13 protein-coding genes are annotated in these 13,453 nt (G+C 36.6%); 6 read left to right on the top strand and 7 right to left on the bottom strand.

What is annotated here, in order from left to right; translation table 11 throughout:
- Nucleotides 1-37 precede the first annotated feature (37 nt).
- From AC0INN_RS17555 to tssO (AC0INN_RS17585), 7 genes are all read right to left on the bottom strand, one after another.
- Nucleotides 38-2,533 carry an ATP-dependent Clp protease ATP-binding subunit gene (locus AC0INN_RS17555; RefSeq protein WP_306614316.1) on the bottom strand — a complete coding sequence of 832 codons (2,496 nt, stop codon included), beginning with the start codon at nt 2,531-2,533 and terminating at the stop codon, nt 38-40.
- Nucleotides 2,534-2,618: 85 nt separating this feature from the next.
- On the bottom strand, nt 2,619-2,771 hold the full coding sequence (locus tag AC0INN_RS17560) for a hypothetical protein (RefSeq protein WP_273650849.1): 153 nt from the start codon (nt 2,769-2,771) through the stop codon (nt 2,619-2,621).
- 191 nt (nt 2,772-2,962) lie between these two features.
- Nucleotides 2,963-3,367, bottom strand: a complete 405-nt coding sequence (tssD, locus tag AC0INN_RS17565) for a type VI secretion system tube protein TssD (protein ID WP_172284086.1) — start codon at nt 3,365-3,367, stop codon at nt 2,963-2,965.
- 267 nt (nt 3,368-3,634) lie between these two features.
- The gene (gene tssR, locus AC0INN_RS17570; protein WP_273650848.1) at nt 3,635-6,034 is read right to left on the bottom strand and encodes a type VI secretion system protein TssR domain-containing protein; all 2,400 of its coding nucleotides are present in this window, start codon (nt 6,032-6,034) and stop codon (nt 3,635-3,637) included.
- Nucleotides 6,035-6,078: 44 nt separating this feature from the next.
- Nucleotides 6,079-6,990 (bottom strand): PKD domain-containing protein, encoded by a 912-nt coding sequence (locus AC0INN_RS17575; RefSeq protein WP_172284082.1) that lies wholly within the window; start codon nt 6,988-6,990, stop codon nt 6,079-6,081.
- 45 nt (nt 6,991-7,035) lie between these two features.
- Nucleotides 7,036-7,557 (bottom strand): type VI secretion system TssO, encoded by a 522-nt coding sequence (tssO, locus tag AC0INN_RS17580; protein WP_172284081.1) that lies wholly within the window; start codon nt 7,555-7,557, stop codon nt 7,036-7,038.
- 3 nt (nt 7,558-7,560) lie between these two features.
- Nucleotides 7,561-8,091 (bottom strand): type VI secretion system TssO, encoded by a 531-nt coding sequence (gene tssO / locus AC0INN_RS17585; RefSeq protein WP_172284079.1) that lies wholly within the window; start codon nt 8,089-8,091, stop codon nt 7,561-7,563.
- Between the two features lie 185 nt (nt 8,092-8,276).
- Here tssO (AC0INN_RS17585) and AC0INN_RS17590 point away from each other — a divergent pair, with 185 nt between their 5' ends.
- From AC0INN_RS17590 to AC0INN_RS17615, 6 genes are all read left to right on the top strand, one after another.
- Nucleotides 8,277-8,948, top strand: coding sequence for a response regulator transcription factor (locus AC0INN_RS17590; RefSeq protein WP_172284077.1), 672 nt, complete (start codon nt 8,277-8,279; stop codon nt 8,946-8,948).
- A gap of 140 nt (nt 8,949-9,088) precedes the next feature.
- The gene (locus AC0INN_RS17595; protein ID WP_002984212.1) at nt 9,089-9,379 is read left to right on the top strand and encodes an HU family DNA-binding protein; all 291 of its coding nucleotides are present in this window, start codon (nt 9,089-9,091) and stop codon (nt 9,377-9,379) included.
- 366 nt (nt 9,380-9,745) lie between these two features.
- Nucleotides 9,746-11,305 carry an Rne/Rng family ribonuclease gene (locus tag AC0INN_RS17600; protein WP_172284075.1) on the top strand — a complete coding sequence of 520 codons (1,560 nt, stop codon included), beginning with the start codon at nt 9,746-9,748 and terminating at the stop codon, nt 11,303-11,305.
- A 75-nt stretch (nt 11,306-11,380) separates the two neighbouring features.
- A complete protein-coding gene (locus AC0INN_RS17605) occupies nt 11,381-11,857 on the top strand; it encodes an OsmC family protein (RefSeq protein ID WP_306614322.1) in 477 nt (158 codons plus the stop codon).
- A gap of 130 nt (nt 11,858-11,987) precedes the next feature.
- Nucleotides 11,988-12,617, top strand: coding sequence for an NUDIX hydrolase (locus AC0INN_RS17610; protein ID WP_172284072.1), 630 nt, complete (start codon nt 11,988-11,990; stop codon nt 12,615-12,617).
- A 27-nt stretch (nt 12,618-12,644) separates the two neighbouring features.
- Complete coding sequence (locus tag AC0INN_RS17615; protein ID WP_172284070.1) at nt 12,645-13,451, top strand: lysophospholipid acyltransferase family protein; 807 nt, start codon at nt 12,645-12,647, stop codon at nt 13,449-13,451.
- The last annotated feature ends 2 nt before the right edge of the window (nt 13,452-13,453 follow it).

The raw sequence follows: 13,453 nt of genomic DNA on the forward strand, positions 1-13,453 counted from the left end.
AAAAATAAAAACATTTTAAAATGGATTTATCTTAACACTACGCCACACTCCATGTCAGTTTATCCTCTTCAGCATTCCAGCCTACATGGATTGTCTGCCCGGATTTTACTTCTTCACGAACGATCATTTTGGAAATAGGTCTGGCCAGCTGTGCACGGATAACACCTGAGATCTGCCTTGCTCCATATTTACTGCTAAAGCCTCCAAGAGCAAGATTTTTTACAGCCTCGTCACTTATTGTAAGCGTCATACCCAGTCTGGTTAGTGAAGTATGGAGTGATTTCAGCTGAATATTAAAGATCCTTTCTGCAATAGATTCGGTAATTGGTGCAAAAGGAATGATCTCCGTAATCCTTGCCAAAAATTCCGGTCTGAATCTTCCGGAGTTCGACATGATCTGCATTAATGAAGAGGATTCAGGAACCTTACCTTCTTCAAATTGCTTTACAATTTCTTCACTTCCGATGTTGGAAGTAAATAATATAAGGGCGTTACTGAAATCTCCTTCTTTTCCGAGTTTATCATGTACTTTACCCTCATCCATAATCTGAAGGAATACATCAAAAACTGAATGGTGGGCTTTTTCAATTTCATCAAATAAAACGACTGTGTACGGTTGCTGTCTTATTTTATTAACCAGCATTCCTCCTTCTTCATATCCTACATATCCCGGGGGAGCCCCATAAAGCAGGGCTGCGGAATGTTCTTCTTTAAATTCAGACATATCGAAACGCACCATCGCTTTCTCATCATTAAAAAGAAGTTCTGCCATTGATTTTGCCAGCTCCGTTTTTCCTGTTCCTGTAGGTCCCAGTAAGAAGAATGATCCTATTGGCTGCCCCGGCTTGTTCAGTCCGCTTCTGTTTTCAACGATAGCATCAGAAAGGATCTTTAAGGCATGATCCTGTCCGACTACACGGTTCATAAGAAGCGATTCCATATTAAGGAGCTTCTCTTTTTCCTGTGCCTGAATCTTACCTATCGGAATATTTGTTTTTGCAGCCATCACTGCGGCCAGTTCCAGACGGTCAACTTTTTCTCTTTTTATGGAAGCATGCTGAAGAAGCTCAGTATAGGTATCATCGATGATCTTTTTGATCTGGTCTACAGGCATTGAGTTATCGATCATAGGTTGCTCACTCAACGATCCCCACAAAATAGGGCTGATCTTATCCCTTAACAAATTATAAGTCCATATCAGCTCATCTGCCTGATCCTTAGCATCAGGATATTCTTCTTTTAGAATTTCTTCATAACTTTCTTTCCAGCTCTCCAGCTCTTTTTCGGAAAGTTCATCAAGCATTTTGATGGCAGCCATAGTCCTGTCCAGCAAATCAATCGCCGCATCAGGAAGTTTTTTACCTTTTGCATAGCGCTTCGCTAAACGTACACATTCCGGAAGGGCTGTTTTTTCAACCTCAATGTTATGGTGTTTTTTGTAACCTTCAAGAAGAACATCGATCATTTTCACACAGGTTTTCTCATCCGGTTCATTTACCGTCAATACCTCAAAGCGTCTGTTAAAGGCCTGTTCAGGTTCGATGATCTTCCGGTATTCCTCCTGAGTGGTAGCTCCGATAACCGTGATCTCGCCTCTTGCTAATTCAGGCTTCAGTAAATTGGCAACATTTCCGATGCTCCCCTTTGGATCTAAAAGTGTATGAATTTCATCGATGAATAAAATAGCTTTTTCAATCTTTTTACATTCATTAATTACTTTCTTAAGGCGATCTTCAATTTCGCCTTTATAGGATGTTCCTGCCAGCAGTGCTCCTGTGTCCAACTCCAATAAGGTGGCATTTTTTAGCATTTCCGGAACATTTCCCCTGATGATTTCAGTAGCAAAGCCTTCTACTAAAGCTGTTTTACCAACTCCGGGCTCACCAATGATAATCACATTAGGTTTGCTTCTTCGGCAAAGGATCTCTACGAGCATCCTCAATTCTTTGTCCCGTCCGATAATATTTTCCAATGTTCCTTGCCTCGCCTGTGCTGTTCTGTCTACACAATAGTTTTTGATCGAAGGAAATGAGGCGTCCGTAAAATCCGAAGTATTGGAAAAAAGTGACGAAAATTCACCATCTTCCGCTGTGCCGTAAGGCATATCCTTCCTGTATAGGGCGAATATTTCATGCTCTCTTAAGGGAAGGGATTTCAACTGCTGTAATGTAAATGCAACCTGAGGCTTTACAATAGCAGTAAGGATACAAATAGGAGTGATCTCATCAAGTCCAAGTTTCAGCCTGATGTCATCTGCCTCTTCGGTAATTTTATCTACGTATTCATCTTGTCCCACATCATCAGGAAGATGGGTTGTTTTAGGGTAATCTTCTATGCGAACGTCGGCCCATTCGTAAAAGTATCCAGGGTCTTTATCAATATTTTTCAGAAATTCGTTAAGTCCTATATCTTTGTGCATCAAAGCCTGTAAAAGATGTGGAGCTCCATATGTGGCATTATAATTTTCTCTTGCAATGGATTGTGCAATATGAAAAAGCTGTTTTACGGTTTCGTTGGTTACTAGTACTCCCATTGATAATGTTCTTATTAATATGTTTTGTGTTGTTGTATGCAAATAGTTTCACGTCTGCCTGTACAGTTCATCAGCAGGAATGTTCTTACATTAAAATATCATGAGCCTCATCAGCAATAATATGATCAGAATAGGGTCTTATTGGTAAAGTACACATCTGCAGATCCCTAATGAATCTGCCGGGTTTCTGTGATAAACGGAAAGAAATTCCGTAGGTATGTTCAGGTATCGGTAGCATATTTTTGCGATTGTGGTGAGGCTTAAAGGTAAAAAAAAATATCCAATCAGGATTTCTTTTAGGCAAAGTATTCCCTGATAAAGATTTCAGATTGTCTTTTCTGTGGGTATCTAAATTATCTCAGGCAAAAAAGACTGTCTTTTTATGGACAGTCTTTTTCTATGAATGTGGATTAAATGTGCCTTTTTTAATTAGCTTGATGGCCATAGACCTTCATAAATACCCTGACCATAATGAATGGTCTCAGCGCTTACGATAAAGCTGATCAGCATACTGTTTTCATCTACTGCATCGAAATCTACTTCATGCTGAATAACATATCCGTTTTCCCACTTTAAAGTAATTAAAGTACCTTCTTCATGAGATTTGTTAAATGTAACTTCTCCGGTGGTCGGCTTATATTTTCCATTAAGTAAGCTTTCCAGAATATCAGATTTTTCCGTTGCCTCTACTGTAAGTTTTATAAGTGCATTTGAAGGATCTGATGCTACCCTTCCCGATACATCTGTAGATCTGGAAACGCTATAGTTAAGTTTTAATAGTTTTTGACCCTCGCCTCCGTTGAATTTTAAAATCCCTCTAGAATTTGCTGCCATGATTGTAAATTTTTAATCGTTAATTGTATATTGTAACTCAATGAATGTACAACAAATATAGTACCCCTGCTGCTTTTATAAAAGTTTTCAAATGGATTTTTACAAATTTGTAGTAGTTCTACGATCATCGATGTAGCAACATTTTAGAACTCCCTGGCAATGATTCTTTTGCAATAATCCGGAATTGATAATCCGGAGATATTTCTTCAGGATTTCAATATGTGTAAATACAAAAAAGGCGGAAATAATTCCGCCCTATAATTGATTTTAATGTTTTGTATACTCTGGTTCCTCTACCGGAAGCATGGTCGGCATAAAATATTCATTTAGCCAATAGAAAGTCTGCCCGTTTTGCTGGATTTTCACCGCCGGATTATTTCTGTGAGTAAGCAATCTTTCTCCCAATTCTTTGTAGTTAAGGAAATATTTTCTTACTGTTTCATTTAGAACGATCTTAGATTTTCTCCATCCTTTAAGCTTATATTTTGACATTAGCTCTTCTTCAGACAAATCGAAACCTGTCGTCAATCCCACCGCATAAGACATAGGCTGCTCATAAAGATCACCTTTATCTAAGAATGTTGTTGTCGGATTATATTTTTTAACAAGACGAACATATTCTTTAATTGCTTTTGACTGGTTGAAGTCTGCTCTTGCCGGACCAGTTTTCTCATATACTTCCCTATAGAAAGCTTTTAGGTTGTCATATTCTGTTTCAGAGATCAGAATTCCTTTTTCAAGACCTGGTTTATAATCTTTAAGATCTTTTGGAATATACCCTTTTACCAGGAACGGACTTCCGTAATTGATCAGCTGAGCGGCAATTCCCGCCGGAACGCGATTGGTAAGTCCCGGATACAGATATTTATATTTCAGATCCACATCTGTTCTTCCCGCTCCTACTGAGGAATGGAAATAAGCATTCAGGGAATTATCGATCGACATATTATCCATGGTTACCTGTGAAATTAAACTATCAACTGATTTTTTCAGATAGCCCGGTGTCGTTACATCTCCTTTTTTAGGGAATATTACAAATCCCTGAGACATACTTTGCTTTGGATAATCTAAAGAGAAGAAGCCTTCATCTCCTTCCACAAGGTTAAAGTTATTCTTAGTTAAAACATCATTCTGGTTAATGATTTTTTGCTTTTTCAGCTCGGCAATATTTTTTGCCGTATTGGAAACAACATTCTGCCCCAGCAAAACGAAGTCATTATAGGTATCAGATGATCTAGAACTTGTCTGGAACATGATCAGCCTTGCCTGTGCTTGCGTAAGAGAATTGATTACGCCATACATATTCCCGCTCTGGTTGGCGGATGTCCCCACTGTAATTACAAGGTTCGTTTCATCAGGAACCGCTGAAAGAAGATTTCCTGCAGCCGTTAAACCTTCACTTACGGGTTGATAACCACTGTTGGTAGGACAATTCATCTCATTAATCTTATCTTCTATGAAAGAGATTATTTTACTGTAATCAGCATTTAAGCTGGAAACAGCTACATTATCTCCGCAAGAATTGTTTTTATAGAGAACCACTCCATATTTTACAGAATTGAAATAAGAAGGCTTTTCAAATCTTAACTGCAGGTCCTGTAACAGGGACTTTACAATCGGAGCATAGAGTGCATTAGGTGCACTGATATCTAAAGCAAAAACAATATTGATGTTTTTATTTCTTTCCGTGATCTCACGATAACGGTCAAAATAAATAGGTTCTCCCAATACATTTAAGACATAGTTCTTACTATAGTCCAGGATATTGGTAAAATATTTGGTTTTAGAATCCGGAGTTGGCGCTTCTTTTAATGCAAGCTTAACAGGGTAAATATTTTCAAGTGGCGTTCTCTTATTAACATCCGTAAGAAGAATTGCAGTCCTGCTTGCGGCATCACTACCTCCCGGCGCTCCTTCATGTAACCCTAAAGCCGTTTCTGTAACACCGGTTGTATTCTTCATTTTTACTGCAGAACGTTCCCCCCATGCTGAAATCACATTGGAACTTACCCAGCCATACAATCCTGTACTGATACTATCGATGTCAATATTCGGTTTTTTACCCACTAAAAATCTTTTGTTATTCTCAGCTTGTTTGTAAACATATACAATTTGACCGTTAGGTATCTTTACATTCGCATTTTCGATCAGACTTGGAGAGTTGAACACCATGATCGAATCATTTTTGTAATATCTTTCAGCACTTCTGATAACATCACTATTGCTTGGTACCACAGCAACCCTTACCGGATAACCGGTCTTTTCATCTTTTAAAGAGCTGTTCCAAAGCAATAGCTCGGATTCCGGAATCCATCCATAGGTCTTAATAGCCTTCGAAGAAACTTTTTTCATTAAAGCATCCGGAATATACTCGGCTACTTTTACCATACCGTCTCTATGCTTTAAGACCATTAAAGGTTCTAAGAATTTTACTTCTTTATATGATTTTTCGTCATTTTTATCAAGATAAGCCGTATTTCTGGAACGATCCGAAATGGCAATCCATGGAACAGACTTCTTTGGATAACCATTCATCACTGAGGCATTATCAATTTGCCCGTATTGCGTCGGCTCCGGAGTTCTTTTCGATGGTAATTTTACCTGACAGCTGGTCAGTAAAAATGAAACTCCGATATAATATGCTGCTAGAGGAAATTTATTTTTCATCCTATTTTCTTTTATAATTTGGTGTGCCCGATACAGGGTTGTAATTATTTACTTTGGTTAATATCCACTTTGGTTACACAATTCTGTGTATCATCAAAATTTACCTTAACGGTCTGAATAACATTATTTTTATCAAACTGAAGTCCCGCGCAATACATGTAAAAGTTATTTACTTTACTGTCATTCACCTTCACAACCGTATTCTCATTATTACAAAGGTATTTCTGAAGAAGGTAATTATAGTGTGAATTGAAATTACTCCCGTTGGCAATCTGCTGCAAATGATATTTAAAATCATTATCGATTTTTGCATAAGCGTCTTCTACGCTTACATCCTGATCATTTAATGCATCATAAGAAGGATCAATTCTAATGTGGTGTATAATCGGTTCAATGCTTTCATCCGTGTATAAAGTAACAATATAATCTCCCGGTTCTTTATAGGAGTAGATTGCTAGCTTATCTTTAGAATCTGTAGTTCCGCTTTCCCCGAATTTCCAGCTGAACTGTTTAGCATCGGAGATCGCACGAAACTGTACATTCTCGAATTGCATAGCCCGTAATGGTGCATCTATGGTTGTTTTTACCATCGCTGTATCTTTTGCTTTCTGAATTGCTCTGGCAGAAACCAGTACAGGGAAGGATTTAGAGTATTTATTATCGATAATAAGCGTTACCGGATAGTATCCCGGTTTGTTATAAAAGTGGATCCCACTGCTTTTCTCAGAAGTTGTCCCGTCTCCGAAGTTCCATTTTTTGCTTTTGGCAAATTGTGTTTTATCTTCAAATACCAATGTATCCCCTACACTTAATGTAGATGGATATACAACCCCTACAATATCATCTGCAGAATGAATGACCTTTTTCTGCAACCAGAGTGCAACAAGAGCCGCAATCAGCAATGTCGCTATAACACCGATAATAATGTTCTTTTTGTTCTTTTGAAAATAATTCATAGTTATAATGTGATGTGTGATTGATTGAGTATTAGTTTTTGCCGTTTACTGGGTTCTTTCTTTTAATGCATTCTGTCGCTGAAAGACACGGTCTTTGGTTTCTTTAAGTCCGATCAGGCAATCCTGATACTGTTTTTGAAAGAGTTTGATATCTTCTGTAGTTCTTGAGATGATCTTTTTGTCCTCAAAATACATTTTATAGAATTGTGCAATCTGGGGATAAGCATCTTTTCTGATGTCTATATATTCCGGACCAAAGCTGTTATTTATATCATTAATCCCTGTCTGAATAGAATTTTCCACAAAAGGTTCTGTGGTTTCATCCGTAAGTCTGCTTACCTGGATGAAAGTACTATCCTGCAAACGCTGGGTTAATTTTTGTTGCTGATCAAATTTGGCTTTTTGTTCAAGTTTCTGAATGGCAATAATATCATCTTCAGAAAATGGCGATTTGAATCTTTTCAGGAAAATAATTCCTAAAAATATGAGTGCTGCCAAAAGCATTAAAATCAAATAAAAAAATTGATATTGCTTTTCTTTTTTGGATAATGTGATGTGTCCCTGCATAACTTATCTTTTTCTTCGACTTCCTGTAAACTTTCTGGTAGGATCTATCTTCAGTACCTTTTCCATACTTCCTACTTTCCCCATGCATCCGTTGACATCTCTTATTGCGATTTTTTTCTGGTTGGAAACCTCTACAATACGATTTTTCAAAGTCAGCATCGGACTTATTTGTTTCATTAAGACAGCATAATGCTTAAAATTATCCGCACTGTCTTTTCCCATAATGTTTTTAGCATTATTCACATTGTCTATAATATCATTTCTTAGGAAAATATCATTTTCCACTCTGTTGAGCCTGCTCATTCTGCTGAAAATAGTATCCACCTGAACTCTAAGAATATCGCTGCGGCCCAGTAATTCTCTGTAGGCTTCCGCATCACGGCTTACCCCTTCCGTTTGGGCATCATAGCTTTTAAAAAAGAAAAACACGCTGGTGAAAGAAACAGCAGCCAGGACAACAAAAGACAGAACAAACTTCCAAATGCCTATTCTGACGTCTGATTTATTTAATTTTTTCTCTCTATTTGAAGACATATTTTGTGGTTTGTTTGGGTCTGTGAAAGTATAAAAAAAAAATTTCCTGCACAATATCTATCTTTTCCGTGATATAACGGATCATTTTTCATTTAAATTAAGATTAATTTTAACTTTAATAAGTTTTTATTAATTTAGACCCCTAAATTTAATTATCATAAGCCAAATCGATATTAAATATTAACGTGAGTAAAATATTAACTAATACTGTGCGATTCTCAATAGCAGACAGCGATTTTTATTTTAAAAAAATACTTGTCAAAACGCTTTTGGAAAACCCGTTTTACATGCTTCTCAATGATTGTAATAACGGGCATGAACTCGTGAACAGAATTTACAGAAGACAGGAAGACGTCTTTATCATTGAACTATTTATGCCTGTATTAAGCGGAATTGAAGCGATAAAATACATCCGTAAAAGCAATTCCGAAACTCCCATTATTACCTATTCAGGAACCTATCAGGAAGATATGGCTGAAATACTTTCCAAAATTCCCAATATCTATTATTGCGAAAAGAAAAGTAATATCATTCGAGATATCATAAAAGGACAGGTAGCGTCAGACACCTTCAACTATGAAGCATATTCCAAAGAATGGGAACAGCAACCCCTTGCTGTTATGGAGTATATGGAACGGCAAAAAAAGAGCCAGGAAGAGCTTTCTTCCACAGAGATCCAGCTGATGAAATTTTGCTATGAAGGCTTTAGTAATAAGGAAATCGGAGAGAAACTTAATCTTAGTACGAGAACGATTGATACCTACATCAACAGGTTAACGGAAAAACTGGGACTAAAGACAAAACTTCACCTGATCCGCTTTTGCGTAGAAAACGGATATTACAATTCCAGCATGTAAAAAACATCATTACGTAATATATATAGAGAGTAAATATAAAACCATCAACCGTTTACCGAAATTTTTTTTACCACTAATTTGCTAGTATTCAATTTTTTTAACTAAATTTGCACACCTAAAATTTAAAATTAAAAAAGGAAATGACAAAGGCAGAATTGGTAAACACCATCTCAAATAAGTTGGGAACAGAAAAGAATGAAACACAGAAAGTTGTAGAAGCTTTTATGCAGGAGATCAGAACTTCTATGTATAATGGAGATAACGTTTATCTAAGAGGTTTTGGTTCTTTTATAATTAAAACAAGGGCTGCTAAAACAGGAAGAAACATTTCTAAAAACACTGCAATTGAGATCCCTGCTCACAATATTCCTGCTTTCAAACCATCAAAATCTTTTGTTGAGAAAGTAAAAACTAAAGTTGCAGTAAAATAAAAATTAACTGAATATTAACTAGTTACTAAAAAATTTAAAATTATGCCAAGCGGAAAGAAAAGAAAAAGACACAAGGTTGCAACTCACAAAAGAAAGAAAAGAAGAAGAGCGAACAGACATAAGAAAAAATAATCTCCTTTTTCGAGATTTAAAAATATATTAATATAGTTGGTGTTTTTAATTTTTTAATCTACACCGACTATATTTTTATTTATAACTATAGGATTCCCAAAAGATCGGGACAGGTTTTATTTCATTGAAATAAATAACACAACTTTCATTATGAATTCGTAAATTTATACATGCATTTATTAAAGAAAACCATGCCTGTTTCCTATAATCTTAACAATTTTATCTTATAACAAAATGAAGAAAGAACTAATAGTTTCGCATGAGGATGAACTTACAAAGATTGCATTACTGGAAGACGGAAGACTATGTGAACTTCATGAGGAAGAGGACAAAAGTGATTTTATAGTTGGAGACTTATTTATAGGAAAGGTAAAAAAGCTGGCACCTAACCTTAATGCCGCATTCGTAAATATAGGTTACGACAAAGATGCGTTTCTGCATTATCAGGACCTGGGGCCACAATATCTTACTTATAGAAAATTTTTAAAGGACACCATTTCTAAAAAGCAAAGTTCTTCAAGCTTAAAAAATTTCGAGATACAACCCGAAATAGACAAAAACGGGACTGTGGATAAAGTCATTGCAAAGGATGACATTGTCCTGCTGCAGATTACCAAAGAGCCTATCTCCACAAAAGGCCCAAGGATCTCTACCCAGGTATCTTTAACAGGACGTTTTTTGGTTTTAATTCCTTTCGACAACAAGGTTTCTATCTCCAAAAAGATTAAAAGCTTTGAGGAAAAAGAAAGACTAAGAACTCTTATCGAGAGTATCAAACCTGAAGGTTTTGGTGTGATCATAAGAACCGTTGCCGAAGGAAAAAAAGTGGCAGACCTGCATAACGATATGAATCAGCTGATTCAGAAATGGGAAAGTACTTTTAAAAATATCCAGAAAAATAAAGTTCCATCTAAGGTCTTAAGCGAAGAAGATAAGGCTTCAGCTATTTTAAGGGACAATTTTAATCAGGATTTCGTAAGTATCATTTGTGATGATGAACAAATGGTGGAAGAAATGAAAAATTATGTAGAAGTAATTGCTCCTGAAAGAAAAAATATTGTTCAGTTTTATGATTCTCACATTCCTCTTCTGGAATATTACAATGTTGAAAAACAGCTTAAACAAAGCTTTGGAAAACACGTCAACATTCCAAGTTCTAAAGGAGCTTACCTTGTTATTGAACATACGGAAGCTTTACACGTAGTCGACGTGAACTCCGGGAATAACATTACAACCGGAAATGCAGCCAATAAAGAACACGCTCTCAACGTGAATAAAATGGCCGCAACAGAAATTGCAAGACAATTGCGCCTTCGTGATATGGGTGGTATTATTGTAATCGATTTTATCGATATGCCGAACGCCGATCACAGAAGAGATTTGTACGAACATCTGAAAGAAGAAATGAAGCGCGACAAAGCTCGCCACAAAATTTTACCTCCAAGTAAATTTGGATTGATACAGATTACCAGACAGAGAAACCGTCCGGAAAAACAAATCGAAACCAAAGAAGAAAACCCTAACAAGGACGGAGAAATCGTAGCTCCGATTGTTATTGTGGAAAGAATGGAAGAAACCATTAGAAACATCATGCAAAAGGAAAAAGGAAAACTTTACCTGCATGTACACCCATTCGTGGAAGCTTATCTTACAAAAGGAATTAAGAGCATCCAGATGAAATGGTTTGTAAAATATAAAAAATGGGTAACCATCATCCCAAGGGATTCTTTTAAATATTTGGAATACAAGATCTATAACTCTAAGAAAGAAGAAGTATCAGGATATTCCAATTAATACAAAATTACAACCTCCAGTTTTCTGGAGGTTTTTTTATTTAAATTAGTACCTGTTTTAATAAACACAAAAAACATGAACAAGGAACACCACTACTCCACTTCCATTGAATGGACCGGAAATAAAGGAACAGGTACCAGCGGCTACCGGAATTACGACAGAAGCTATACCATCTCAATAGAAAATAAAGTTACTATTGATGGGTCTTCTGATCCGGCATTTAGGGGCGATAAGACCAAACATAATCCTGAAGAGCTTTTTTTAGCATCCTTATCTTCATGCCATATGTTATGGTATCTCCATTTTTGTTCGGAAGCGGGAGTTATCCTAACTGAATACACAGATAAAGCAACCGGAATCATGGCAGAAACCGCCAATGGAAGCGGCCATTTTACAGAAGTAACACTACACCCTGAAATAATCGTGACGGATGAATCCATGATTGAAAAAGCGGTGGAACTTCATCAAAAAGCTAATGAATTTTGTTTCATTGCCAACTCAGTTAATTTCAAAGTAAAGCACAGCCCGACAGTACAGGTTAAACAAGGATGAATTTAGCAGCATCAATAGCCTATTCGCGTCCGGTATCTTTAATTTTTTCATCTTTAATTTTTCAAAACCATATGGTTAATTAATGTTAATGGCTATTCCATTCTTCAGGATATATTGCTAAATTTGAGCTATGGAAAGTTTTGGAAAAGATTTATTAAGAAAAATTAAAAGTGTGGAATTACCAGGAGAGAATGCTCACGGCGTATTTTCTCCACCTTATCGTCCTGTTTTCAACCACGATGAAATCTTAAAGAAAAATCCAAAATTCGCGGCAGTAAATATTGTTTTATATTTAAAAGATGATGAATGGTATTTCCCTCTGATTCAAAGGACCATTAATGAGCACGACAGGCACAGTGGTCAAATATCACTTCCTGGCGGAAAGCGCGAAGAAATGGACCGGGATTTTGCCGACACTGCTATTCGTGAAACTTCAGAAGAAATAGGAATAGATAAACATTACGTAAGGATCATAAGAGAGATGTCCCCTATTTATATTCCTCCAAGTAATTTTTACGTATATACCTATATTTCATATACAAAAAAGAACCCCACTTTCGTTTTACAACAAAGTGAAGCAGTAGAAACCATAGAGTTTCCTATTACTTCGTTTTTAAATCTTCCCGACCAGCCTGAAATTATGGCTCTGCCAAGTGCCGGAGGACATGAAGTTCCGGTCATTAATTTCAATGGATATATCATATGGGGAGCTACAGCAATGATATTAAGTGAATTCAGTCAGTTGCTGAAAAAAATGTAACTTTGCACAACCGTGTTTAATTGAGAGATGGCGAAGAAAAATATTTTCACCGATGCATTCGGGACACCTTACTTTTTGAAAAGGTTAGTTATTTTTATTTTAGGATTTGTTTCTTACAGAAGATTCAATGGTTTTAATAAGCTAAAAATAACCGGTACTGAACACCTTGTTGATCTGCCCGATTCCAATGTGTTGTTTGTATCTAACCATCAGACTTATTTTGCAGATGTTGCAGCAATGTACCACGCATTCTGTGCTGTAAATAATGGCTATTTAAATACCATTAAAAATCCGATCTATCTCCTCAATCCAAAGATTGATTTCTACTATGTGGCAGCAGAAGAAACCATGAACAAAGGAATTCTTCCTAAAATTTTTAAAATTGCAGGTGCTGTTACGGTAAAGAGAACATGGCGTGCGGAAGGAAAAAATGTAAACAGAATGGTAGACCTCACAGAGGTTGATAATATAATGAAGGCTCTTGATAACGGCTGGGTAGCCACCTTCCCTCAGGGTACTACTTCTGCTTTCGCACAGGGCCGTAGAGGAACAGCAAAACTGGTGAAAAACCAGCGCCCGATTGTAATTCCTATCAAGATCAATGGTTTCAGAAGAGCCTTTGATAAAAAAGGATTACGGGTAAAGGTTACCGGTGTAAAACCTACCATGGAGTTTAAGGCACCTCTGGATATTGATTATGATAAAGAAAATGCACATGAAATTTTATTAAAAATCATGACTGCCATAGAGCAAACGGAGGACTTCAATCTGCTGCACCAGTATGATGAAGAATTAAAAGCTAAAAAACTAGAGAAGAAAGATTCAGATAATTAAAA

The sequence above is a fragment of the Chryseobacterium subflavum genome (assembly GCF_055762745.1).